22 protein-coding genes are annotated in these 24,864 nt (G+C 64.4%); 15 read left to right on the top strand and 7 right to left on the bottom strand.

Going from position 1 to position 24,864, the window contains the following annotated elements; all coding sequences use genetic code 11:
* Positions 1-2: 2 nt before the first annotated feature.
* The 4 genes from E4K09_RS30745 to E4K09_RS19310 are packed head-to-tail and all read left to right on the top strand — an operon-like array spanning position 3 to position 3,426.
* Entirely contained in the window at positions 3-596 is a 594-nt protein-coding gene (locus E4K09_RS30745) for an LbetaH domain-containing protein (RefSeq protein WP_134499364.1), read from the top strand.
* Positions 597-607: 11 nt separating this feature from the next.
* Positions 608-1,438 carry a glycosyltransferase family 2 protein gene (locus E4K09_RS19320; RefSeq protein ID WP_134499363.1) on the top strand — a complete coding sequence of 277 codons (831 nt, stop codon included), beginning with the start codon at positions 608-610 and terminating at the stop codon, positions 1,436-1,438.
* A complete protein-coding gene (locus E4K09_RS19315) occupies positions 1,438-2,145 on the top strand; it encodes a YdcF family protein (RefSeq protein ID WP_166802413.1) in 708 nt (235 codons plus the stop codon). Before E4K09_RS19320 ends, E4K09_RS19315 begins: the two co-directional genes overlap by 1 nt.
* A gap of 3 nt (positions 2,146-2,148) precedes the next feature.
* Entirely contained in the window at positions 2,149-3,426 is a 1,278-nt protein-coding gene (locus tag E4K09_RS19310) for a hypothetical protein (protein ID WP_134499361.1), read from the top strand.
* A 229-nt stretch (positions 3,427-3,655) separates the two neighbouring features.
* Here the strand turns inward: E4K09_RS19310 and E4K09_RS19305 are convergent, their stop codons facing one another.
* The 3 genes from E4K09_RS19305 to E4K09_RS19295 all read right to left on the bottom strand — a co-directional run bounded on the left by E4K09_RS19305 (position 3,656) and on the right by E4K09_RS19295 (position 7,399).
* Positions 3,656-4,828: a glycosyltransferase gene (locus E4K09_RS19305; protein ID WP_166802412.1), complete on the bottom strand. Its 1,173-nt coding sequence runs from the start codon at positions 4,826-4,828 to the stop codon at positions 3,656-3,658.
* A 73-nt stretch (positions 4,829-4,901) separates the two neighbouring features.
* Positions 4,902-6,137: a glycosyltransferase family 4 protein gene (locus E4K09_RS19300; RefSeq protein ID WP_134499359.1), complete on the bottom strand. Its 1,236-nt coding sequence runs from the start codon at positions 6,135-6,137 to the stop codon at positions 4,902-4,904.
* 2 nt (positions 6,138-6,139) lie between these two features.
* Positions 6,140-7,399, bottom strand: coding sequence for a glycosyltransferase family 4 protein (locus E4K09_RS19295; protein ID WP_166802411.1), 1,260 nt, complete (start codon positions 7,397-7,399; stop codon positions 6,140-6,142).
* Positions 7,400-7,754: 355 nt separating this feature from the next.
* Between E4K09_RS19295 and E4K09_RS19290 the strand changes: the two genes are divergently transcribed.
* Genes E4K09_RS19290 through E4K09_RS19275 form a run of 4 tightly spaced genes read left to right on the top strand, consistent with a single transcriptional unit; the run spans position 7,755 to position 13,145 of the window.
* A complete protein-coding gene (locus E4K09_RS19290) occupies positions 7,755-9,092 on the top strand; it encodes a glutamate-1-semialdehyde 2,1-aminomutase (RefSeq protein ID WP_244610599.1) in 1,338 nt (445 codons plus the stop codon).
* Positions 9,093-9,106: 14 nt separating this feature from the next.
* Positions 9,107-10,462, top strand: coding sequence for a glycoside hydrolase family 140 protein (locus E4K09_RS19285; RefSeq protein WP_244610598.1), 1,356 nt, complete (start codon positions 9,107-9,109; stop codon positions 10,460-10,462).
* Positions 10,459-11,784, top strand: a complete 1,326-nt coding sequence (locus tag E4K09_RS19280; RefSeq protein WP_134499356.1) for a polysaccharide pyruvyl transferase family protein — start codon at positions 10,459-10,461, stop codon at positions 11,782-11,784. Before E4K09_RS19285 ends, E4K09_RS19280 begins: the two co-directional genes overlap by 4 nt.
* Before the next feature lie 38 nt (positions 11,785-11,822).
* Positions 11,823-13,145 (top strand): DUF4910 domain-containing protein, encoded by a 1,323-nt coding sequence (locus E4K09_RS19275; protein WP_134499435.1) that lies wholly within the window; start codon positions 11,823-11,825, stop codon positions 13,143-13,145.
* Here the strand turns inward: E4K09_RS19275 and rfbC are convergent.
* Positions 13,123-13,710: a dTDP-4-dehydrorhamnose 3,5-epimerase gene (rfbC, locus tag E4K09_RS19270; RefSeq protein ID WP_134499355.1), complete on the bottom strand. Its 588-nt coding sequence runs from the start codon at positions 13,708-13,710 to the stop codon at positions 13,123-13,125. The two genes, E4K09_RS19275 and rfbC, sit on opposite strands and share 23 nt — an antisense overlap.
* Positions 13,711-14,069: 359 nt before the next feature.
* Between rfbC and E4K09_RS19265 the strand changes: the two genes are divergently transcribed.
* The 4 genes from E4K09_RS19265 to E4K09_RS29295 all read left to right on the top strand — a co-directional run bounded on the left by E4K09_RS19265 (position 14,070) and on the right by E4K09_RS29295 (position 17,264).
* Entirely contained in the window at positions 14,070-15,359 is a 1,290-nt protein-coding gene (locus E4K09_RS19265) for a class I SAM-dependent methyltransferase (protein WP_134499354.1), read from the top strand.
* Positions 15,359-16,174, top strand: a complete 816-nt coding sequence (locus E4K09_RS19260; RefSeq protein WP_134499353.1) for a glucose-1-phosphate cytidylyltransferase — start codon at positions 15,359-15,361, stop codon at positions 16,172-16,174. The genes E4K09_RS19265 and E4K09_RS19260 overlap by 1 nt, the downstream gene beginning before the upstream one ends.
* Complete coding sequence (locus E4K09_RS19255; protein WP_134499352.1) at positions 16,171-16,824, top strand: PIG-L deacetylase family protein; 654 nt, start codon at positions 16,171-16,173, stop codon at positions 16,822-16,824. Before E4K09_RS19260 ends, E4K09_RS19255 begins: the two co-directional genes overlap by 4 nt.
* A 275-nt stretch (positions 16,825-17,099) precedes the next feature.
* The gene (locus tag E4K09_RS29295; protein WP_166802407.1) at positions 17,100-17,264 is read left to right on the top strand and encodes a hypothetical protein; all 165 of its coding nucleotides are present in this window, start codon (positions 17,100-17,102) and stop codon (positions 17,262-17,264) included.
* Positions 17,265-17,580: 316 nt separating this feature from the next.
* Here E4K09_RS29295 and E4K09_RS19245 read toward each other — a convergent pair whose 3' ends face one another.
* Entirely contained in the window at positions 17,581-19,089 is a 1,509-nt protein-coding gene (locus E4K09_RS19245) for a lipopolysaccharide biosynthesis protein (RefSeq protein ID WP_134499350.1), read from the bottom strand.
* Positions 19,090-19,492: 403 nt separating this feature from the next.
* On the opposite strand from E4K09_RS19245, the gene gmd reads away from it, so the two are divergent.
* Positions 19,493-20,563: a GDP-mannose 4,6-dehydratase gene (gmd, locus tag E4K09_RS19240; RefSeq protein WP_134499349.1), complete on the top strand. Its 1,071-nt coding sequence runs from the start codon at positions 19,493-19,495 to the stop codon at positions 20,561-20,563.
* Positions 20,547-21,551, top strand: a complete 1,005-nt coding sequence (locus E4K09_RS19235) for a GDP-L-fucose synthase family protein (RefSeq protein WP_244610597.1) — start codon at positions 20,547-20,549, stop codon at positions 21,549-21,551. Before gmd ends, E4K09_RS19235 begins: the two co-directional genes overlap by 17 nt.
* A gap of 28 nt (positions 21,552-21,579) precedes the next feature.
* Here the strand turns inward: E4K09_RS19235 and ribA are convergent, their stop codons facing one another.
* Positions 21,580-22,692 (bottom strand): GTP cyclohydrolase II RibA, encoded by a 1,113-nt coding sequence (gene ribA / locus E4K09_RS19230; RefSeq protein ID WP_134499433.1) that lies wholly within the window; start codon positions 22,690-22,692, stop codon positions 21,580-21,582.
* 279 nt (positions 22,693-22,971) lie between these two features.
* Here ribA and E4K09_RS19225 point away from each other — a divergent pair, with 279 nt between their 5' ends.
* Positions 22,972-23,934: a hypothetical protein gene (locus E4K09_RS19225; RefSeq protein WP_134499348.1), complete on the top strand. Its 963-nt coding sequence runs from the start codon at positions 22,972-22,974 to the stop codon at positions 23,932-23,934.
* Here E4K09_RS19225 and E4K09_RS19220 read toward each other — a convergent pair.
* Complete coding sequence (locus E4K09_RS19220; RefSeq protein WP_134499347.1) at positions 23,897-24,856, bottom strand: DMT family transporter; 960 nt, start codon at positions 24,854-24,856, stop codon at positions 23,897-23,899. The genes E4K09_RS19225 and E4K09_RS19220 overlap by 38 nt on opposite strands.
* Positions 24,857-24,864 lie beyond the last annotated feature (8 nt).

Here is a 24,864-nt window from a genome sequence, read left to right as displayed (position 1 = left end):
CCATGACTTCCTCCGAGATCCTGGCGCCGACGGGCGCCGAACGCGCTGAGGGCTATCCTGCCAGCCCGCATAGTCTCGCGAACCGTGCCGCGCGGGCCGCGTGGGGGGTGGTGTGGCTCGTTCTTTTCCGGCCCAGCCCGAAGATCATGCACGGCTGGCGGAGATTTCTTCTGCGTCTTTTCGGTGCGCGCATCGACCCGAGCGCGAAGGTTCACGCATCCGCGAAGATCTGGGCTCCATGGAACCTGGAGATGGGATATGAGAGCTGCCTGTCCGCGCATGTGGACTGTTATTGCGTCGACAAGGTCAAACTCGGCGCGTTCTCGGTCGTCAGCCAATACAGCTTTCTTTGCACCGCGAGCCACGACATCCGCTATCTGCACCTTCCCCTGACGACGGCTGCGATCACGATCGGCGAACGCGCCTGGGTGGCCGCGGATGCCTTCGTGGGCCCAGGCGTCACTGTCGGACCGGGATCGATCATCGGCGCCCGCTCGACGGTCATGAAGGATGTCGCGCCTTGGAGCGTCATGGCCGGAAACCCGGCGAGGCTCGTTCGCACACGCACCCTTGCTTCCGACCCATCTGAACGATAGCGGGCCCACTCATGAGCATCTCGGTTCTCATTCTCACCTACAACGAAGAAAACATCCTGCCCGAATGTCTCGAATCGGTCTCCTGGAGCGACGATATCGTCGTCCTCGACTCCTTCAGCACGGACCGCACGGTGGAGATCGCCAAGGCCGCCGGCGCGAGGGTGTATCAGCGCGTCTACGACAACGAGGACAGCCAGCATACCTACGGCCTCAAGGAAATCCCCTTCAAGCACCCGTGGGTCTACATCCCCGATGCGGACGAGATCACGACGCCCGAGCTGCGCGACGAGATGCTCGCCATCGCGGCGGCCCCGGATCGTCCCGAGGCCGCGTTCCGGGTGCGCTTCAAGGTGATGTTCATGGGGCGTTGGATCAGGAACAGCAGCCTCTATCCCACCTGGGTGGTGCGCCTGGTCCGCCCGGAGAAGGCGCATTTCGTGCGGGAGATCAACTCACGGTGTGTGATCGACGGCCCTGAGGGGCGCCTGAGGAGCCATTTTCTGCATTACACGTTCAACAAGGGCCTGACGGCTTGGTACGAGAAGCACAACCGCTACTCCTGGCACGAGGCGCGAGAGTCGCTCAAGGGTCTGCGTGACGGCTTCGACTGGAAGGATCTGATCAGCCTGAAGCCGGAGATCAGGCGACGCGGCATGAAGGAGCTTTCGTTCCGCCTGCCTTTCAGGCCGATGCTCCGGTTCCTCTACATGTACTTCTTCCGCCTCGGCATTCTCGACGGATGGGCGGGCTACGTCTATTGCCGCCTGCTGACGACCTACGAGAGCATGATCGTGTTCAAGATCGCGGAGATCCGCCGCCGCGAAAAGGGGCTTTCGGTGTGATGGACCTTCGCGCCGACAACGGGCCGTCTTCGGCGGACAGGAGGCCACTCTCCTGGGCGTGGCTGCTCGTGGGTCCTCCGCTTCTGGTGCTGCTGGGAGCGCTCGCCTATGGCGCTCTGCTTCTCCTCGCCGGGCCGCTCCTCTGGATGGAGGCTGCTCCGAAGCCCGTCGATGCGATCGTCGTGCTCGGAGGCGACGGCCCACGACGGGCGGAAAGAGCGACGCAGTTGTACAAGCAAGGCCTCGCGCCCTACGTCCTGGTCGCCGGGGACGGGGATTGTCTGCACATCGCGCTTGCCATGATCAATGGAGGGGTGCCGGCATCGGCGATCGAGGTCGAATGCCAATCGGGCAGCACCTGGGAGAACGCCCTTTTCTCCGCGCCGCTTCTGGCGCGGGATCGAATCGGCTCGGCCCTTCTCGTCACGAGCTGGTTTCACACGCGGCGCTCTCTCGCGAGCTTCCAATCCGTCTCGCCGGACATCGAATGGCTCCCGGTGGGAACGCCACCCTGCTCCACGCTGGTCGACATGGCGGCGAGCCGAGACGGCTGGGCCGTCGTCCTGGAATATTTCAAGATCGCCGGCTACGTCTTGAAGTACCATCTTGACCCGCTGCCGGCTCTCGCTCGCGAGCAAGCGGGTTCTCGCCAGAGCCGGCAAGCCGCCTCGCGGCGTGACGCCGACGCAAGCGCATGGCAGGGGTAAGGCATGGATTGGCTGCTCTTTTCCATCTTTCTCGTGGTCTGCTTCGCCTGTCTTGCCCACGGCCTCTTCCGGCGCGGCGGGATTTACGAGTATCCGTTCCTCGCAGGGGCGACGTTCCTGGGATTCGTGGGACCGCAGCTCCCCGGCATCCTCGACGACCGCTTCCTGCCCGACGGGTCCGTCCCGCGAATGCTGATCGTGACGATCCTCTGCGCAGCCATGTGCGGACTAGGCTGGCTCGCCGGCCGCCGGCCGTTCCAGCGATCCTTCAGGTGGCACCTGAGCGAGAGACATCTTCTCTGGATCGCCGGCGGCCTGTCCGCGTTCGGCGCTTTCTTCTTCTTCAAGATCAGCCGGCTCCCGGAGGAGATCCGCACCACGACGATGCCGAGCGGCATCCTGACGATCTATCTGTTCTTCGCGCGCATGATGATCTATGGCTTCGTGATCGCGGTTCTTTGCTGCGCCAGCAGAATCTCGCTGCCGGCTCTCGCGATCATCGCCGTCGATTCGATCTTTCTGTTCGATCGGATCCTCGCGACGGGCAAGCGTGGCGAGCTGACCGAATTCGCCCTGGCCTTTCTCCTCGCGGCCTTCTTCCAGCGACGCATCGTCGTGCCGAGGGTCCTGTTCCTGTCGGCGGCCTTGCTGGCGGGCGTGGCGCTCACGAGCGTCGAGGTGTACCGGGAACATTCGCGGGGGTCGAACGGTGTCGACTGGTCGTCGGTCTCGCAGATCGACGTTCTCGGGAATTTCGGAGCGCTCCTCGACAAGGGCGGCCCGGAGATGCGCAACGCCGCCCTGCGCATTCACTTCATCCATGAGAATCAGGCCTTCGATTTCGGCCTCACCCACTGGAATGCCCTGGTCTACACGTTCGTGCCGGCGCAACTCGTCGGAGCGAAGGTGAAGGAGGAGCTCTACGTCCCGTTGCCCGAGCAGATCGACCGCTTCTACACGCCCGATCTCGGCACGACCGAGACGGCCATGGCGGATACATTCGCATCCTTCGGTTATCTCGGCGCGCTCAAGCTCTTCCTGATCGCCTATCTTCTGAGCCGGCTCTACCACACGGCCCTGGAAGGCTTCGCCCTGCCGCAGATCATCTACATTCTGAGCATCACGCCTGCGATGACGTCGATCACGCACTACACGCAGTGGGTCTTCTCGGCCTGGTTCCAGATGGCCGTCATCCTGATCCCGCTTCTCTTCCTGGCGCGTGTGCGGGTGCCGAGAACGGTCGAGGCGATGCCCGGTTCCGAGCGCGGTTATGCAGCCTGAAGAATCGAACGCAATCGTGGGCGGAGGCTCGGTTGCATCGCTGAGCTTCGCAACCGCGTGTCATTCCCGGCCGAAGAGGGCGAGGCCCTCGCAGGAGAAGAAAATCCATGGCTCAACGCATGGGAGTGGATCCCCTTCCCGGCTGCTGGCGCAGCCGGGAAGGGGATGACACCAAACCTCAAACTGAGTCACTGTCAAAAGTGTAGGCTCGCTTTTCACGTCGGATGCTCTAGCGCATCGTGCAGAGATCGACGCAGTCGGGCCGATCGGCCTGCCCGAGAAGCCAGCGGTAAACCTCTTCGAACCGATCCGCGATGCGGTGCCAGTTGAACGTGTCGGCCGCAAGGCGGGCGCCCGCATCGCCGATCCGCAGCAGCGCCTCCGGCGACAAACCGAAGAGCTGCGCGAGACTGTCGGCAATGCTCTCGACATCTGTCCCGATGCGAAGGGCGGCTCCCTGCTCGAATCCCTCCTGCAGATTGCAGGCGGGCGTGATCAGGGCCGGGAGCGAATACGCCCAGGCCTCAAGGACGGCCATCGGCTGCCCTTCGCTCACCGAGGGGAGGATGAAGGCGTCGGCGGCCTGCAAGGTCGCGCTCTTGTCCTCGCCATATTGCGGCCCGACGAGATGAACCCGGTCCTTCAAGCCCCGGCTCTCGACCAGTTCGATCAGCTCGCGCCGATAAGCCTCCGATCCCATGCCCGCGACGACCAGGTGCCAGGTCTTGCCGTGGGGGGTTCCGGCGTTCAGCGCTTTCCACCAGGCATCGATCAGATTGTTCAGGCCCTTCTTCGGGTGGAGCCGCCCGAAGAACAGCAGGATCTTGGCATTCCGGGGCAGGGCCGACCGCCATTGCGGGTCTCGAACGCCACGGACCGCCGGCTCGACGCCGTTCGGAATCACGCAGACGGGGTTGCGCAGCCCATAGGCGCGGATGGCTTCGAGCTCCTGCCGGCACAGGGCGTGGAGACAGGAGGCATGCCTCAGGTGAGCCGTCTCGAACAGGCGCTCCGCGATCCTTTTCTTCCAGCGGCTGTTCCGCAGCGCCCATGGATCGAGCATGCCATGCGGACTCACGACATAGGGAGCCCCTCCCCGTCTCGCCCATGTCAGAGCCGCGATGGATTGATACATCCAGAGCCCGTGCACATGGAGCAGATCGAAGGCTCCGTGCTCCAAGAGGCGCGGAAGCATCGGCGAATAGCCGAAGACTCGGGGCCCCTGCACCTCGGTCAGACTCAACGGGACGCCATCCGGCCAGTCCTGCAGGGCGGGACTGCCGGGCTCCTGAAGACTGAAGATTTCGAGATCCAGTCGGGACGGCTGACGCAGTCTGCGGCTCAAGGATTTCACCACCACGGCCGGGCCGCCGCTCCTGGGCGCGAGGGATCCGATGAGCATCCCGACCTTCACGGGCCCCCGGCCTGGACCCTGTTCCGGGCGGGGCCGTCCCGGCGCGGTTTCAGCCATGGCTTCATACGGAGGCATAGTCTGCCTCCGGGCTGATGGCGTCCGTGAGGCGGCGTCCGTAATTCTCGAGATCGTAGTTTCGGGCCTGAGCCCCCGCATTCGCCGCCATGGCGATTCGCAGTTCCTCGTCGTGCGCCAGGAGATGAATGGCATGCGCGATCGCCTCCGCATCGCGGATCGGGACGACATAGCCGTCGACGCCGTGCCGCACGACCGTGCCGGTATTCGGCGTCGTGATCACCGGCAGGCTGGCGGCGAGCGCCTCATACACGACGGTCGCGGATCCCTCGCAGATCGAAGGCAGCAGGAAGACGTCGGCCCATTGATAATGCTCGAGGATCTCGGACCGGGGCACGGCTCCTCTCAGGTCGACGACCGACGAGACCAGCGTCTGGATCTGGGGGCTGAGACTGCAGAGGCCCACCATCCGGAACTCCGCGATGCCCCTGGTCAGGCGTGCGGCCTGCATGACATACGGAGATCCCTTGCGCAGCCCCACCTCCCCGATCGTCAGGACGCGCAAGGGTCCGTCTCGGCGCTTCTTGGGGGCCAGGGTGAACCGTGGCCCGACGCCGTAGGGAACCACGACGCACCGTTCTACGGGCCCGCCCTGGCGGGCGATGCTCTGGCGCACGAAGTTCGAGCCGCAGAGAACGACGTCGGCCGCGTTCCACTCGGCGGCCTCCAGGGCGTTGTACTCGGCGATGCTGGCGCTGCGTCCGACGCGCTCCTCCCATTCCGGAAAGCGCTCCTGCTCCTGGTCGAAGAATTCGCTCACGATGCCGCGCGGGGCGTTCGTCTGCTCGACGATCGTCCGCAGGCCCGCGGCTCGCGCGGCCTCCAGCAATCCCAGGCATTCGCCGCTATAGCCGAAGACCGCCTGCGCGCTTCCGAAGCCGCTGCGGGCGACGAGGTCGGACAGGACCCGGCCGGACCAGATCTCCACGGCCGTGCGCTCCGTCAAAGTCCTCGCCCTGGCTCGCCGCACGGCGCACTCGATTCCAAAGCGAGGAAACGTCGTGATCCGCTCGGGCGGGACGCCATAAGGAACCCGTCCCACGAGCCTTCTCAGGGCGTGGGGGCGCATGCTCGACGGGATCGCGCCGAACATTCTCGGCCAGCCCTTGGAGCCGCAGATATCCGTATAGAGACGCTCCAGCTGCCCGTGAGCCTGGAGAATGCGCGGGACGGCGTAGTGCATCCGGGCGCCCAGCTGGCTGACGACGACCTTGGGTCTCATGGTCAAATCTCCTGTCCCGAAGACGACACGGGCAACTCCGCCGGGAGCACATTCAAGTCGTTCAGCAGCCTGGACCAGTCGGCGAGGCCGCGGGCCTCGCTGAATTCCGCCTCGAACAGCGAGCGCGCGCGCGACCCCATCGCGTGCCTCAGGGGTTCGGAGGCTGCCATCCCGAGGATCTCTCGCTTGAGGCCCTCCCCGTCTCCGATCTCCACCGCGGCGCCGCAGCCTGCCCGCGCCACGGTCCGGGCGATCTCGCCATCCTTGTCCCCGACGAAGAGCGTCGGGCGTCCCGCCGCCGCGATGCCGTAGAACTTGCTGGGAATGATGTAGGGCTCCATGTCCGGCAGAAGCGACACGAGATGGATGTCCGATGCCGCGAGGCTGTCGCACAACCTCTCGCGCGGCTGGAGCGGCTTCATGAGGACGTTCCGCAATCCCAGGCGCTCGACCTCGCCTTCGATCCATTTCTGATGATAGCCGCCGCCCACGAAGAGAAAGACGATGTCCCGACGGTGGGACAGGCGCCGCGCGGCGTCGAGCACGGTCGCGAATTCATGGGCCCGGCCCATATTGCCGGAATACCCGACGACGAGCTTCCCCTGCAATCCCCATTCCCGGCGCAGGCTGCTCTCCTGGGACGGGAGCGGCCTGATCGCCGTCCCGTCGGACCAGTGATGAATGATTCTCCGCTTGTGCGACGGAATGCCCCTCGCCGCGAGATACTCGGCCATTTTTCCGGTCAGCGCGATGTTCATGTCGGCCCATTCGAACGACAGGTCCCGGATCCAAAGGGCGAGCCGGGACTTGATGCTGTTCTTGCGCAGGAGGCCGAGGTCGATGGCGACTTCGGGAAACAGGTCCATGACCCAGTTCACCCGTCTTGCCCCCATGATCAGCGTCGGCAGCAGGACGCTCACCGACAGGAGAGGCGGATCGGTGCAGACGACGCAGATGTCGCCGCGACGGGCAAGGCGGAAGAGCTGCCACACCAGAGCCAGGTGAAACGTGAGGTAATCGAAGGCGCGACCGATCAGGCCGGCTCTCCCGAACCGTGTCGTCCACACCCGGTGGACCATGACACCTCCGATGCGCTCCCGTTTCGGGAGCGTCTTGCTCGTATCGTCGTGGCGGACGCGGCCGGTGATGACATGGACGTGTTCGTGGCCCAACCGGGAGAGCCCTTCCACCAGGCTCGTCGCCATCCGGCTGGTCGCCGATTCGTCGGGATAGAAATACCGGTTTACGAAAATGACCTTCATGGCCGCGCCCAGGCTGGAGAATGGATGGCAAGCTGCGTCGAGATGCATTCTCCAGACGCATCGTCCGCGGGACTAGGTTCGCAATGGGAGTAGACAGGGTAGCCAAGAGCAGGCGGGCCCCTCCCGAGCCCACACCCGTCATCCTTCTCCCTCTCCCTCCGGCTAGTCCCTCCTCCGGAGGGTGATCATCCGAATTCCAGCACTGCCCAACGCGATGCCGCGCGGTACGGTCGTCAATGGCAAGCGAATTCCCGGAATCGCCCGGATTCAGCCTTGTCGGAAACCGCTTCTTAGACCGTATTCGCCGGAGCTTCGCATGGATGCAAGAAACACTCGATCGCCGGCGTTCGAACACATGAAAACTCTGGCCCATCATCTGATCCCGGGCGGCTGCCACACCTATGCCAAGGGCGACGATCAATATCCGATCTCGGCGCCCGGCTTCATTGCCCGGGGACTTGGATGTCGCGTTTGGGATCTGGATGATCGCGAGTACATCGAGTACGGCATGGGCAACCGGGCCGTCGGGCTCGGTCACGCGTATCCGCCCGTCATCGAGGCCGTGCAGCGCGAGCTGTCCCGCGGCTGCAACTTCACCCGCCCCTCTCCCGTGGAGGTGCAGTGCGCGGACCAGTTTCTGAGCCTGATCGAAGGCGCCGAAATGGTGAAGTTCTGCAAGGACGGTTCCGATGCGACCTCCGGCGCCATGCGGTTGGCGCGGGCCTATACCGGGCGGGACCTGATCGCCTGCTGCGGGGATCATCCCTTCTTCTCGACCGATGACTGGTTCATCGGCACCACGGCGATGAACGCTGGAATTCCTCAAGCGGTTCGCGATCTCACCCTCACGTTCCGCTACAACGACCTGGATAGCGTGAGAACGCTTTTCGCCCGGCACCCCGACCAGATCGCCGCTCTCATCCTGGAGCCGGCTCGCGCGGAGGAGCCCCTCCCGGGCTATCTCGAGGCGCTCCGGGACCTGTGCCATGCGAACGGAGCCCTTCTGATCTTCGACGAGATGATCACGGGATTCAGGTGGCATGCCCGCGGCGCACAGACGCTCTACGGGGTGACACCCGATCTCTCCTGCTTCGGCAAGGCGCTCGCCAACGGGTTCTCGGTCTCGGCACTGGCAGGCAAGCGGGAGTTCATGCGCCTCGGCGGCCTGGCGCATTCGGATAGGCCGCGCGTGTTTCTTCTGTCCACCACGCACGGCGCCGAGACGCACGCGCTGGCCGCGGCCATCGCGACGATGCGCGTCTACGAGAACGAGCCCGTCATCGAGCACCTGGTCCGCTGCGGCACGCTTCTCAGATCCGGCATCGAGGACATCGTGTCCCGGCGCCGGCTGGGAAATCACTTCAAGGTGCTCGGCCGGCCATCCTGCCTGCTCTATGCGACCCTCGATGCGACCGGGGCGTCGTCGCAGGCCTTCAGGACCCTGTTTCTCCAGGAGATGGCGCGCAGGCATGTGCTCGCGCCCTCCTTCGTGGTCAGCTATTCCCACACCGACTCGGATATCGATGCGACGCTCGCGGCTGTCGACGGCGCATTGGAGGTTTATGGACAGGCGCTTGACTCGGGCGTCGAACGTTTTCTGATCGGGAGGCCGTCGGAGGTCGTGTACCGGCGCTACAACCGTTCGGACGCCGCCGACGAATTCAAGGCCTCTGCCATGTTGCACGCCCGATAGAGCATGGCATGTGGATGGCGAAACAGATCCCCAAGCTCATCGCCCGGACCTATCCATTGATCCTGGCCATGCTGGTTGCCGCCCTTGCCTGCGAGCCTGCGCGCAGCGCGGACGGCGTGCGCTTTCCCGTGACGATCGAGCCGGGCGCCCGCCATCTCTCGGATGCCGCGGGCAAGCCCTTTCTGATTCACGGCGACACGGCCTGGTCCTTGATCGCGCAGCTGACGAAGGACGAGGCGGAGTTCTACCTGGCCGACCGGAGGGCCAGAGGCTTCAATACGCTTCTGGTCAACCTCATCGAGCATCAGTTCTCCAGCCATGCGCCCGCCAATATCGACCATGATCCACCTTTTCTGAAGGCGCGAGACTTCTCGACGCCGAATGAGCGGTATTTCGCCCATGCCGACTGGATCTTGAGGCGCGCTGCGGATCACGGCTTCCTCGTTCTTCTGACACCCTCCTATGTGGGGGCGGGAGGCGGCGGGCAGGGCTGGTTCCTGGCGATGGCGGAGAACGGGCCGGACAAGCTTCGCGAATACGGGCGCTATCTCGGCCGGCGGTATCGCGACTTCACCAACATCATCTGGGTTCATGGAGGGGACGGGTGTCCCTCGGAGAAGGATCTCGTGAGAGCCATCGCAGAAGGGATCCGCTCGGAGGCTCCACACGCCCTCCATACCGCCCATTGCGCCCGCGACGTCCCGCCCCTCGATGTCTGGCGCGGCGAAGCCTGGCTCGGCGTCAACACCTTCTACACTTACGGTTCCGTCCTCGATGCAGCCCAACGGGAATATGCCCGGGGCGACAGGATGCCGTTTTTCCTCATCGAGGCGATTTACGAGAACGAGCACCTGTCCAGCGAGCAATTCCTGCGCATGCAGGCCTATCATGCGCTGCTGTCGGGCGCAGCCGGGCAGATCTTCGGCAACAATCCCGTCTGGCATTTCGGCTCGGGAGGCCTCTACCCCTCGCCGGTGTCATGGAAGGAAGCCCTGAACGGGCGCGGCAGCCAGAGCATGTCTCACCTCGCCTCGCTGTTTCGGAGCCTTCCCTGGTGGAGGCTCGAGCCGGATCGCGCAGGCCTCTTTCTCAAACAGGAGAGACAGGGCGAAGGAGACAGACCGTCCTCTGCCGTGACCGACGACGCCGCGTACGCGCTCGTGTATGTTCCGGACCTCCGGCCGATCGCGGTGGATCTGTCCCGTCTCGCGGGATCCGGCCGGACGGCGCGCTGGTTCGATCCGGCGGGCGGAACCTTCTCCGAGCCGCTCGACATCCCTCGTTCCGGCGGGCCTGCGCGCTTCCAGCCGGCAGGCCGCAACAGCTCCGGCACGACCGACTGGGTTCTTGTCGTGGAGGCCTCCCCATGAGGCGGCGTCGGAAGAAGAACCCGCAGGCGGCGCCCAGAATCGGCCTTTTCGGCATATTCGGCGCAGGCAATGCCGGCAACGACGGATCGTTGGAGGCGATGCTTCTGTTCCTGAACGCGGCGCGACCGCAGGACGAGATCGTCTGCATCTGCACCAATCCCGCGCAGGTGCGACGAAGCCTCGGCGTCAGGGCGCTCCCGATCGGTTCCCAGCAACCTCTTTCGCCTATCCAGCGCACCCGGATGGTCCTTTTCGGCCGGATCGCCCACGAGCTGCGAAACTTCGTGCGGGCTTACTCGATCTGCCGGACGCTCGATGCGCTCATCTTCCCGGGGACCGGCATCCTCGACGACTTCGGCGAGAGTCCTTTCGGTGTGCCGGCCGCGCTGCTGGGATGGTGCCTGGCCGCCAAGCTGGCGGGAGCGAGGGTAAGCTTCGTCAGCGTCGGGGCGGGCCCGATTCACCACCCCGTCAGTCGCTTTTTCATGAAACGCGCCATGAAGCTCGCCGATTACCGCTCCTACAGGGACGTGACGTCGAAGGCGTTCATCGCGGGAATCGGACTCGATCCGGACAAGGATCGGATCTTCCCCGATCTCGTCTTCGCTCTTCCGGCGCCGCAAACCGGGCTCGTTCCGCCCGCCGCCCGGACGCGCACGGTCGGCATCGGCATCATGAATTATCATGGCTGGCGGAACAACCCGAAGAAAGGCGAGAGCGTCTACCGCGCCTATATCGGCAAGATGGCCACATTCACCGCGTGGATTCTCGATCAGGGATATTCCGTGAGGATTCTGACCGGTGACGCCGTCGACCGGAAGGCCGTCGCGGACCTGATCGCGGCCCTGGCGCCCATGGAGGCGGGCTCGCGCTCGGGCTCCATCGTTGCGGAGCCCATCGCGAACCTGCACGAGCTGATGCGCGAAATCGCCATGACGGATTTCGTCGTCGCAAGCCGTTTTCACAACATCGTCTGCTCGCTCAAGCTGTGTCGCCCGGCCCTGTCGATCAGCTATTCCAGCAAGAACGACGACCTGATGGCCGATATGGGGCTGGCCGAGTACTGCCAGACCATCGAAGGGCTCGATGTCGGGAAGCTGATGGAGCAATTCCTGGATCTGGAAGCGCAGGGAGACCTCCATCGCACGGCCCTGGCGCGGATGAACACGATCTACCAAAGCCGTCTTCACCTTCAGAACGTCGCCTTGGTCTCGCAGCTCCCTCAGCATGAGAGCGGCAGCCTCGCGGGAACCGGGGAGGAGAGCGGCGAAACCAAGGGCCTGACGCTTCTGGACATCAAGCCGGATCCCGAAACGATCTGACCGGCCTGGATCGATCGATGACCCCCGTGGAGGGACGCATGCGATATCTCCCGACATTCACCGAGACGAGAGACACCTCCCACATTGGGGAAGAAATCCATGCCCTGGCGTCGGAGATTTATCCCCTCTGCCGGAGCATCACGGGAAGCGGCGTCCGGACCACCCTCGCGTCCCTGTCGCGTCACATCGATTTGAACGTCCGGGCGGTGCCCACGGGAACCCAGGTGTTCGACTGGCAGGTTCCGAAGGAATGGACGATCCGCGACGCCTTCATCAAGAATTCCGCAGGGGAGCGCGTCGTCGATTTCAGGCGCTCGAATCTCCATGTCCTGAACTACAGCATGCCGGTCCATGTGCAACTGCCGCTGTCGGAGCTGAAGCAGCATATCTTCACGCTTCCGGACCAGCCCGATCTCATTCCCTACCGGACCTCCTATTATCAGGAGCGGTGGGGGTTCTGCATGGCCCACCGGGACCTCGAGGCGCTTCCCGACGGGATCTATGAAGCCGTGATCGATTCCAGTCTGGAGGACGGCCACCTGAACTATGGCGAGTTCCTTCACGCGGGCGCATCGCCGAAGGAGTTTCTCCTGTCGGCGCATATCTGCCATCCCTCGCTCGCTAACGACAACTGCTCGGGGCTCGCTCTGCTCACCACCGTGGCCAAGCGCCTCTCGTCCCTCAAGACGCGCTACAGCTACAGGGTGCTGTTCGCGCCCGGGACCATCGGGGCGATCGCGTGGCTCTCGTCCCATGAAGCGGATGTCGGGCGCATCGAGCACGGGCTCGTCGTGTCCTGCGTCGGGGATGGGGGCGGCCCGACCTACAAGCGCAGCCGGCAGGGCAATGCCATGATCGACCGGGCCATGGGCCATCTCCTCAAGCACGACTGGCCCGCGGCGACGATCGTCGATTTCTCGCCTTACGGCTACGACGAACGTCAGTTCTGCTCGCCGGGGTTCAATCTTCCCGTCGGCCTTCTGCAGCGCAGTCAGTTCGGAACCTTCCCGGAATATCACACCTCCGCCGACAATCTCGACTTCATCAGGCCGGAGCACCTGGCTTCGTCCTACGCCCTCGTCATGAAGGCGATCGACATCGTCGAGAACAACCGCCGTCCCGTGAACCTGCTTCCCAAATGCGAGCCGCAGCTCGGCCGGCGCGGCCTGTTCTCGACTTTCGGCGGCGATCCGGACGGGCCTGCAAAGAGCATGGCTCTCCTATGGGTTCTCAACCTCGCCGACGGAGACAATGACCTGCTCGGCATCGCGGAGCGCGCCGGCATGCCCTTCGGCATCATTGCGCAGGCCGCCGCCCGGCTTCACGAGAAAGAGCTGATCACCTATCCGGATGAGGATTGAGCCCGGGTTGCATCCTCGTGCCGCGACTGCGCCGCGGCGGTGAGAAATCGGCCCAGCCGCGGTCCCGGTCCGAGATCGCGGCCACCGGGAGAGGCCATCTGATGGCGAAGGCCGGATCGTCGTAGCGGACGCCGCTCGCGGATTCCGGCCTGTAGGGCGTCGAGATGAGATAGCTCACTTCGGCGTCGTCGGAGAGGGTTTGAAAACCATGGGCAAATCCCTTCGGGATATAAATGCGCCTCCGGTTCTCCGCCGTCAGCTTGAACCCCGCCCAGCGACAGAAGGTCGGTGAATCGGGCCGCAGGTCCAGGATGACATCCCACACCTCGCCCTTGATGCAGGTCACGACCTTGACCTCCTCATGCGGAGGCCGCTGGAAGTGCATCCCCCTCACGGTGCCGCGCGTCAGGGACCCGGAGAGGCTGTGCTGCAGGAACGACGTTTCGAGCCCGTGCCGGGCATATTCGTCGGTGCAGAACGTCCGCGTGAAAAAGCCCCGGTGGTCGCTGACGGGCTCGAGCTCGATGATCCACGCCCCTGCCAGAATGGTTTCTTGAAACAGCATCGATGGTCGTCCCAGGCAGCGCGAGCGCGATGCCCCATGATGAAAGCCCGAGCCGCATCCGCAAGATCGCCGAAAGGCGTAGGCAGGGCTCGGAGGCATAGGATCGCTCCCTTCGCCGAATGGCGGTTCCATTCGCCCGCAGTCGCACAACTCACTCCTTCGCGCCTCGCCGGGGGTGGCCGAGCCTCCTTTGACGATACCGCCCTCGCCGCAATGGGAAGATCCGGACAGGCAAGATTCCCGCTAAATTCCTCAAGGACAGTTCGACGAGGATCATGTGTTCGGCGGGACCCGTAACCCTCGCCGGCACGCGCCCATGCCCCTCGTCCGTCGAGGAAAGCGGCACCAGGAGATCGCGCATGAACGTCAGGGCCATGACACCCTTCCACACACTGGTCGACCGGGCCGCCGGATCATGCCGGTTGTGCGGCAGCTCTCACATGCGCACCTTCGTCGATCTCGGCATGTCGCCGCTTTGCGAGAGCTTCGTCCCGCCGGAGAAACTCGACACGATGGAGCCCTACTACCCGCTCCATGTGCTCATCTGCGAAGAGTGCCTGCTGGTCCAGCTCAAGGAATACGTCACCCCCGACAACATCTTCCGGGAATATGCCTATTTCTCGTCGTTCTCGACGAGCTGGGTCGCCCATGCGAAGGCCTATTGCGAAACGATGACGCGCCGGATCGACCTCGGTCCGGAGAGTCTCGTGGTCGAGCTCGCCAGCAATGACGGCTATCTCCTTCAGCATTTCGTCGGACTGGGCATTCCGGTTCTCGGGATCGAGCCTGCGGCCAATGTGGCCCAGGTGGCGATCGACAAAGGGATTCCCACACGGACCGACTTCTTCGGCCAGACGGTGGCCCAGGACCTCGTCGATTCGGGCGTGCAGGCCGACCTGATCGTGGGCAACAACGTGCTGGCCCACGTGCCCGATCTGAACGACTTCGTCGCCGGGATGTGCAGGCTGCTCAAACCCGACGGCGTCATCACCCTCGAGTTTCCCCATCTCGAGCGGCTGATGGCGGAAAACCAGTTCGACACGATCTATCACGAGCACTTCTCGTATTTCTCGTTCGTGACGATCGAGCGGCTCGCCCAGAAGCACCGGCTCAAGCTCATCGACGTCGACGAACTGCCGACCCATGGCGGCTCGCTGCGCATCTACCTTGCCCATGAAGGATCGCAATACATCCCCTCGCAGCGTGTCCAAAATCTTCTCGACCGGGAGCAGCGCCTCGGCTTCCGGGAGCTTTCCACCTACGACGCCTTCGCCGATCAGGTGAAGCGCACCAAACGTCAGCTCCTGTCGTTCCTGATCGCCGCCAAGGCCGAAGGGAAAACGATCTGCGGCTATGGGGCGCCCGGCAAGGGCAACACCCTGTTGAACTACTGCGGCATCGGCGTCGACTTCCTGGACTTCACCGTCGACCGCAATCCCTACAAGCATGGCCGGTACACGCCGGGCATGCACATCCCCATTCTTCCCGTCTCGGCCATCGACGACGCCAAGCCCGACTACGTTTTCATCCTGCCGTGGAATCTCAAGCGCGAGATCGTGGACCAGATGAGGCATATCGGCGAGTGGGGAGGCCGGTTCGTCGTTCCGATCCCGAATGTCGAGATCATCAACCCAGAGGATCTACGCTGATGAAAGTCGTTCTCTTTTGCGGCGGCCTAGGAACCCGGATTCGCGAGTACTCGGAGAACATTCCGAAGCCGATGATCCCGATCGGATACCAGCCCATCCTGTGGCACGTGATGCAGTACTACAGCCAGTACGGCCACCGCGACTTCATCCTCTGCCTCGGCTACAAGGCCAACACGATCAAGGACTTCTTCCTGAACCACCGCCAGCAGACCTATGCCGATTGCGTGGTCTCCCGCGGCGGGGCGGACGTTCAGATCCTCGGGGAGCAGCCTCCGGAAGACTGGCGCGTGACGCTGATCGACACCGGTATCTGGCGCAATATCGGCGAGCGCCTCTGGGCGGTGCGCGACCACGTGCAGGACGACGAGATCTTTCTCGCCAATTACAGCGACGGTCTGACGGACGCCAATCTCAATGAGATGATCGAGATCTTCAAGAAGAGCGGAAAGATGGCCTGCTTCCTGGCCACCCGCCCGCCGCTGACCTATCATCTCGCCGACATCGCGCCGGATGGACGCGTGCGCGAGTTCCGCACGTCGGACCGCTCGGACATCTGGATCAACGGCGGGTACTTCCTGCTGCGCAAGGGGGTCTTCGACTACATGCGCGAGGGCGAGGAATTCGTCGCCGAGCCGTTCCAGCGGCTGATCGAGGCCGATCAGCTCCTGGCCTTCAAGCACGAGGGCTTCTGGCGCTCCATGGACACCCTCAAGGACCGCCAGGTTCTCGAGGACATGGTCGAGCACGGCTATATGCCCTGGCGGGTCGAGGATGGAAACGCCCCGGCCTCCATCCGGACGAAAGCCCTGCGATGAAAGCACTCGACCTCGCAAAGCCGGGCCAGCGCCTTTCGGTGCTGTGCCTGGGCGCGCATTCGGACGACATCGAGATCGGTGCGGGAGGCATGATCCTCCAATGGATCGCATCGGGCATCGAGCTCGATATCCATTGGTGCGTTCTCAGCGCAACCGGCGTGCGCGCCCACGAGGCGGAGACTTCCGCCGCGGCCTTTCTCGCAGGCGCATCCCGCACGAGAATCACCCTGGCGCACTTCAGGGACGGGTTCTTTCCGTATCAGGGCAGCGACATCAAGCCCTTCCTCGAAGACCTCAGGCGCGGCATGAACCCGGACATCGTCCTGACGCACAGGGCCGACGACGCGCATCAGGATCACCGGGAGGTCAGCCGGCTCACATGGAACACGTTCCGGGATCATCTCGTGCTGGAATACGAGATTCCGAAATGGGACGGCGATCTGGGGCGTCCCAACGTCTATGTTCCCCTTCAGGACGGCATCCTGGAGCGCAAGATCGAACTTCTCCTGGCCCATTTCGGAACACAGCGCTCGAAGGATTGGTTCGATGCGGAGACGTTCCGGGGGCTCTCACGCCTTCGCGGAATGGAGTGCCGCTCCGTGAGCCGCTATGCGGAAGCGTTCTTCGCCAAGAAGGTCATCCTCGGCTGAAGCATCGGACGTGAAAAGCGACCCGATTTTCGGGCCGTGACCCGGTGAGGCCTGGTGTCATCCACAGGCCAAGCGCAGCCCCTGTGTCATCCCCGGCGGCTGCGGAGCAGCCAGGAAGGGGAGCCATTCTTCAGCGTCGCGGATCCGTGTGGATTCCCTTCCCCTGCGAGGGCTCCGCCCTCTCCGGCCGGGAATGACAGAGGGCCGCCACTTCGAACCTAGGCCTTGGGCGTGCTAAGCCTGCCTGTGGAGCCGGACGCATCCGGCTCTGGAGCGTGACAACCCCGACCCAGGGCGGCGCAAGCATCGACCGCTCACGATGCCTTCCCAACCTCACGGTCGGGGAGGCGCTGTCGCATGTTCAGGGCGAAAGCCTAAAGGTCATCGCGGTCATCCTCGTAAGGCTTCTGAACTCCCCGACCACCGGCGCGGTGTCCTGATCTACGGCGTCTACCAGGACGAGAGCGGCCGCTGGATGAGCTACTGGCGCGGTCACCCGTCGCAGGAGATCGACTGGACCAATCCGCTGCCGGAGCTGATCGGACGCGACCATGTCATCCAGCGCGTGTTCCGACGCCCGGAGGAGTGAGGATCGTTCAGCATCCTCCTCGTCATGCCCGGCCTTGAGCCAGCCATCCACGTCTTGAACCCATTGTGCAGAAAAAGACGGGGATGCCCGCGACAAGCGCGGGCATGATGGCGGAGGGAAAGGCAACGGCGAAAGGGTATTCCCTCTTCAGCGCCGCGGGTGCCGGTTTAGACGCGCTCGATCGTGGACCGGATGGCACGAGGAGCAGGATCCACGTTCGGGGCGGGGAAGCTCCAGGGCAGGTGGCGCCGGGCGGTATCGACAGCCCCCTGGAGTTCGACCAGAACGGGATGATCGGTCAGCCACAGGCCGGCGAGCCAGCCGGCGGCCGCCAGAAGGCCGGCGGCGATCGTCGCCCCGATCGACAGATCGAAGCTGAAGCCGGAGAGAATGATGATGGCAACGGGGCCCGCCGCGCTGAAAAGGGAGGCAACGGCGCTTCTCCACACCGCCGCCCCCATCTCACGCCATGTGAACGGCACATGGCGACGCACGAAATAGAGCGTGATGCTCACCTGGAGAGGGAGGGCGATGAACTGCGAGGCGGCCAGGGCCGTGACGCCGTAAAGGCTTGCGCAGCAGAGGATGATGGCCGCCAGCGGGCGGGTGATGAGGCTGCTCAGGAAGTTGTGGCGGATCGCCCCGACGGCCACGAGAAGCGGCTGCGTGAGGATCGTCGGAAACCAGAGCAGACCGGCCAGGGCGAGAATCTGGACCAGCGGCACGGCATCGAGCCATTGCGGTCCCAGAACGACCATGACGATAGGCTTCGCGAGCAAGGCCACGGCGATCAGCGCCGGCCAGTGGAACGCCGTGAGATAGGTGATCGCTCTCAGGTACGATTCCGTCAGACACCGCCCTTCGCGGAACTCCTTCGCGAAGGCCGGATAGGCGACGGAGAAGACGCCGCTCAGGATCAGCCGGTCCGGGATCCCGCAGATCATGTTCGCGCGGTTGTAGAAGCCGACCGCCGACACCGGCAGAACTCGCCCGAGAAAAAGCTGCGGCAGGGCCTCGTAAGCACGGTCGAGCAGAGTGCTCATGCCGTTGTATCCACCATACCCGATCACATCCCGCCACGACGCGATGGACGGCCGGAACATGCGGCGGTCCTGGCACAGGAAGACAGCGCAGAGAGCCGTGACGGCCGATCCCGCCAGCGTCCCATAGGCGAAGCTGATGGCTCCGAACTTCAGGGTCGCAAGGGCGACCGTCGTCGCCGCGCCGACGATGCCGACCGTGATGTTGATCCATGCCACGGTTCCGAACGCCATGTTCCGCCGCAGCAGCGCCATCGTCGGAAGAGAGAACGCGCTCAGGACATGGGACAGGGCGATGACCTGCAGAATCCTCGACAATTCCCGATAGCCGTAGAATTTCGCGATCCACGGGCTGACCGCGAACAGCATCAGGGCGATCACGAGTCCGGTTCCCATCAGGATCGTGAACGAGGTGCGCATATCCTCCGCGGACAGGTTCTTCCTCTGGATCAGGAAATCCGCCGTCGCGAACTCACGCAAGGAGAGAACGATGGTGCCGATCCCCGCCGCGACGACCGATATTCCGACTTCTGCCGGAGTCAGGAGCCGCGAGACGACGGCGATCAGGCAGAAATTGAGGATCAGACCGATATGCTGCTCACCTGTTGCGAGGAGCAGAGCGCGTCGAATATTCATTCCAGTTACCAGTCCTGCTTCATACGGCGCCCCTACGGCGAACGTCTCACAGTGGAAAGCGGCATGAGCCTGCGCCCTGGAGATCGGCAACACCCATGCCCTCAAACTAGTCCAGTTGCGACGGCGTGGCTTTCACCCAATAGCCTTAAACGTCCGGTGCATAGGTCGTAGGATCCTGATCCCCTCCCTCCCGTCGGACGAAGCCTGCGCCGGAGGGCGTTCTCTTCGGCGCATCGGGTCCCTCGGGGATCGTAGGCGCATCCGTCGAAATGATGATGCGGGAGCGTCCGCTTATCCGATGAGGGGATTTGGTCACGCTCTTTGCGCAAGCTCCATCCTGTCGTGGCGTCCTCTACACTCGCCGCATCAACTGCCCAGAGCAGAAACGATGCGGAGAGAAGACATGGCGGAGAAAGTTGCGCTCATCCTCGGCGTGACCGGTCAGGACGGAGCCTACCTGTCGGAGCTCCTGTTGGACAAGGGATACAGGGTGCATGGGGTCAAACGGCGCTCGTCGTCCTTCAACACCAGCCGCATCGACCATCTCTATCAGGACCCCTATGTCCCGGACCGGCGCTTTCAGCTGCATTATGGAGACATGACGGATGCCACCAACCTGATCCGCGTGATTCAGGAAACGAAGCCCGACGAAATCTACAATCTCGCGGCCCAGAGCCATGTCCAGGTCAGCTTCGAGACGCCGGAATACACGGCCAATGCCGATGCGATCGGAACGCTTCGCGTCCTGGAGGCGATCCGCATTCTCGGGATGACCCAGACATGCCGCTTCTACCAGGCCTCGACCTCGGAGCTGTTCGGCGGCGTTCAAGGCTGCGCCCAGGACGAGCTGACCCCCTTCTACCCGAGGAGCCCCTACGCGGTCGCGAAGCTCTATGCCTACTGGATCACGGTCAATTATCGCCAGGCCTACGGGATTCACGCATCGAACGGGATCCTGTTCAACCATGAGAGCCCGATCCGCGGCGAGACCTTCGTGACCCGCAAGATCACGCGCGCCGTCGCGGCCATTCACTACGGGCTTCAGGACAAGCTGTATCTCGGCAACCTCGACGCCAAACGCGACTGGGGTCATGCGCGGGACTACGTCGAAGGAATGTGGCGCATCGTCCAACAGGACGAGCCCGACGATTTCGTTCTCTCGACGGGGGAGACCCACACGGTGCGGGAGTTCGTCGAAACGGCGTTCAGCCGTGTCGGCCGCACGATCGATTGGGATGGCCACGGCGTTCATGAGAAGGGCTATGACCGCTCCACGGGCCGGCCGCTGATCGAAGTCGACCCGGATTACTTCCGTCCGACGGAAGTCGATCTTCTGCTGGGCGATCCGTCGAAGGCGCGCACGCGCCTCGGCTGGCGCCACACGGTCGGGTTCAAGGATCTCGTCTCCGAGATGGTGGATTCGGATCTGCAGGTCATCCTCAGAGAGGCGACGCGCAATGACCTCCATGGATAGCCCCCGCGCCGCCTCCCCGTCCTTTGCTCTCGCGGGCAAGAGGGTCTGGGTCGCCGGACATCGCGGAATGGTCGGATCCGCTCTCGTCAGGCGCCTGGCGCAGGAATCCTGCGAGATCGTGACCGTCGACCGCTCCGAGGTCGATCTCACCCGTCAGATCCAGGTCGAACGCTGGATGGAACGGAACCGGCCGGACGTGGTGCTCGTCGCCGCGGCCCGGGTCGGCGGGATCATGGCCAATGCCACCTATCCCGGCGAGTTCCTGTATGAAAACATGATGATCGGGGCGAACGTCATTCACAGCGCCCGCGAGTGCGGCGTCGAGAAGCTCCTGTTCCTGGGCTCGAGCTGCATCTACCCCAAGCACGCGCCTCAGCCGATTCCGGAACATGCGCTCCTCAGCGGTCCCCTGGAGCCGACCAACGAGGGTTATGCGATCGCCAAGATCGCGGCGATCAAGCTCGCGGAATACTACAACCGGCATCACGCGCGCCGCTTCATCTCGGCGATGCCGACCAATCTCTACGGCCCGAACGACAATTTCGATCCGGTGAACTCCCATGTTCTTCCGGCTCTCATCCGCAGGATTCACGAGGCCAGGCACAACCGCAGCCGCGTCGTCGAGATCTGGGGGTCGGGAAGTCCCCTGCGCGAGTTCCTGCATGTGGACGATTTGGCCGATGCCTGCATCTTCCTGGTCAAGACCTATGACGATGCAGCGCTCGTCAATGTCGGCTCGAACCAGGAGATCTCGATCCGGGATGTCGCGGAAATCATCGCCGACGTCGTGGGCTTCGAAGGCAATTTCATCTTCGACACGACGAAACCGGACGGGGCTCCGAGGAAGCTCGTCGACAGCAGCCGCATCCAGGCGCTCGGCTGGCGGCCCCGAATCCCGCTGCGCCAGGGCATCGAGGAGCTCTACCGCTTCTGGCGGCAGGCGGAGGGGTGTGATGACTCGACGCCGAAGGCCGTCGCCGAGACCTGACCAGCCCGGCGGCTGCCATGCGCAGGCATCAATCCTTGTTGGAGCAGGCCGTCAGGCCCTCCAGATCGATGTAATGCCCCGCGCGATCCCGCTTGGCCGCGAGATAGCTCACGTTCTCCGCCGTCGGACGGCCGAGCACGCGATGGTCCGAGATGACCTGGAGGCCGGCCTCGGAGAGCGCCCGGATCTTGTCCGGGTTGTTGGTCATGAGGCGCACCGCGCTCACGCCGAGCTGTTTCAGCATGGTGGCGGCGAAGTCGAACCGGCGCTGGTCCGCTTCGAAGCCGAGCACCTCGTCGGCCTCGTAGGTGTCGTAGCCTTGAGATTGCAGCTTGTAGGCCCGGATCTTGTTGGCGAGGCCGTTGCCGCGCCCTTCCTGGTCGAGGTAGAGCAGGATGCCGCCGTCGCTCTCGGCCATGGCCTGCACGGTCCCGCGCAGCTGGTCGCCGCAATCGCATTTCAGGCTGCCGAAGAGATCGCCCGTCAGGCACGCGGAGTGCAGCCGGACGGTCACGGGCTTGGCAACATCGGGCTTGCCGACGATGATCGCCACCTGATCGCGCAGGCCCTCGCCGCCACGAAACACCACGAACTCGCTGGCGCTCGCCCCTTCGAGCGGCACCGGGGCGCGGCTGACGATGGACAGATCGGCCGCCTTGGTCCGCCGATAATCGCGGATGGCGGCGCCCGGGACGCGCACCAGGGACGGGTCGATCGCGATGCCGGCCGAGAGGGGCGCCACGATCACGGCGGGCAGAACCTGGGCCAGACGGGCCAGTTCCAGCGCCTCCTCGTCGAGAGCGTCCGCGGCCCGGACCGGCGCGTCGATGCGCCCGTCGAGCCTGAGGGCAAGGGCTTCGATCCGCCCGGCCTCCACCACCGGCAAGGCGACACGGCCGGGCCCGCTCCGCTCGAGGCCCAGGCGGCGCAGGCGGGCGGGCGGAAGCACAAGATGGGCATGGCCCCCGGCCACGGCCTCGATCTCGGCGCTGCGACTCTCGTTGAGATCCTCGACGCCCACCACAAGCGCGCTGCCCTCGGGCCCGTCGATCACCACCGGGCGGGCGCTGCGCAATTCCATGATGGCCCGTTCGACGGAGGTCGTGGCGGGATTGTCTGACAGGCTTAAAACAAGGCGCATCATCGATGAACTCAGGGAAGGGCCCTTCCGGTCATGGGGATTTTCGGGCCGACAGGCTGCTGACAGCCAGGCTTGCGGCTCGAAGGCACTTTATCACAGGCTTCCCGCGAACCCTAATGCCGGAGATGGGATGACAGCCATGTCCCATCAACAGACCGCTCGACGGGCGCTGTCCTCCGGGCTACAGCATCGATCGTGCGGAAAACCGGATCCACTTTTCCGCACGATGCCCTATCTGTGCCGCTCCCACGGCTTGAACTGCACTCTCGAGACGATTTGATGGCCCGCACGTTCCTTTCCCGGCTTTGCGCCTTCTCCTTCCTCGGTCTCGCCGCTCCGGCGCAGGCCGCCACCCTCGACGGTCTGGCCGTCCAGGTGACGAACACGAGCGAGCCGGTGCTCTGCGCGGAAAAGGATAACGTTGCGATCAACTTCGCCTCGCCGGAGGTGAAGAGCTTCCGGATCGAGGCCGCCCATCCGGCCTATATGGGCAGCCTGCGCCAGGACCGGTGGGAGCCGGACTGGACCGCCTGCGAGGATATTTCCGAGGAGACCTCCACGAAGCCGCACCCGGTGATGCAGACGCTCTACGAGGACGGCGAGATGCGCATCACCGGGCTGACCTTCAGCGAGTTCTGGCGCCCCACCGACGTCACGGTCACCATCGGCAGCAAGGTTTCGCGCAACATCCACCTGCTCCAGCTGCTCAAGAAGCGCGACGGCAAGGCGGAGGAGGTGATTGCGCTCTATCCGGGCGACGGCTACTGGCGCATCAAGCCCCTCGCGCCGCGGCACCTGGACTGGACCGCCTATGGCTCGTCCTTCATCGTCGGCCCGGTGGAGATCGATCAGCGCCCTGTGACGAACCTGAAGGACGTGGCGTTCGATCCCAAGGCCATGCGCTTCACGCTCACCCTCGCCAAGGGCGGCAAGGCCCATGTCACGGTCGCCGATCTCAACGAGGAGCGCATGAGCCTCGACGTGAGCTTCGATCAGGCGATCTCGGGCGTGCCCTTCGCGACCCTGCGCTCCATGTACGTGACCGAGTTCAACGCGGACGTGGCGCGCATCGCCGTTCGCGAGGAAAAGGCCCGGTCCTGGCGCGAGGAGATGATCATGAACTTCCGCGACGCCTCGGCGACCGATGCGTGGATGGGGCGGCTCGTGCCCTCGCGCCACAACACCAGCGCTCCGGACGTGATCTTCAACCGTTTCCGCGCGGAGCCGGCTCCTTCGCGCTGAACACCCGGCCGATCGCCGCCAACGCCCGGCCGTCGATCAGCATGAGGCCCGCCGCGATCAGGGCCATGCCGGCCATGTGCCGCCATTCCAGCGCCTCGCCGAGGATCAGCACGCCGAACAGGATGGCGCTGACCGGAATCAGGAAGGTCACGAGGCCGACATTGGTCGCCCCCGCCCGCGCGAGCAGGCGGAAGAAGATGAGATAGGCGAAGGCCGTCGACACGAGCGCGAGCGCCAGAAGGGACAGGACGGCGCCGGTGCTCGGCATGGCCAGGGTCCAGGGCCGGTCGACGACGAGGCTCACGGGCAGGAGGATGCAGCTCGACGCCGTCACCTGCCCGGCGGCCGCCACCAGGGGCGGGATCCCCAGGGTCCTGAAGCGGCGGCCGAACACGCCGGAGAAGGCATACGACAAGGCCGCGCCCAGCACCGCGAGCTGCGCCAGCACATGGGCGTTCAGCGATGTGAGGGCCGCGCTTCCGATCATCACCGCGACGCCCACGAACCCGACGACCACGCCGCCCAGGCGCGAACCCGTCAGCCGCTCGTCCTGGGTGAGATAATGCGCCACGACCACCGTGAAGAGCGGCGTGGTGGCGTTGAGGATCGACGCCAGGCCGCTGGCGATATGGGTCTGGCCCCAGACGATCAGGGTGAAGGGAATGACGTTGTTGAGAATTCCCATCCCGACGAACGCCGCCCAGGCCCGACGCTCGCGCGGCAGGCGCATCCCCGCGACCAGCAGCACGCCCTGCAGGGCGAGCGCCGCGAGCAGGACCCGGAGCGCCACGATGGTCAGGGGCGGCAGCTCGCGCACGGCCACGCCGACGAACAGGAACGATCCGCCCCAGATGACGGAGAGAAGCCCGAGCAGCGCCCAATCCGAGGCTGCGATGGTTCTTTGAATGGGAGCCTGAGACATCTGCCGGT

It is taken from the genome of Microvirga pakistanensis (assembly GCF_004458765.1).
Taxonomy (GTDB): Bacteria; Pseudomonadota; Alphaproteobacteria; order Rhizobiales; family Beijerinckiaceae; genus Microvirga; species Microvirga pakistanensis.
This window is presented reverse-complemented; position numbering and strand designations above follow the sequence as displayed.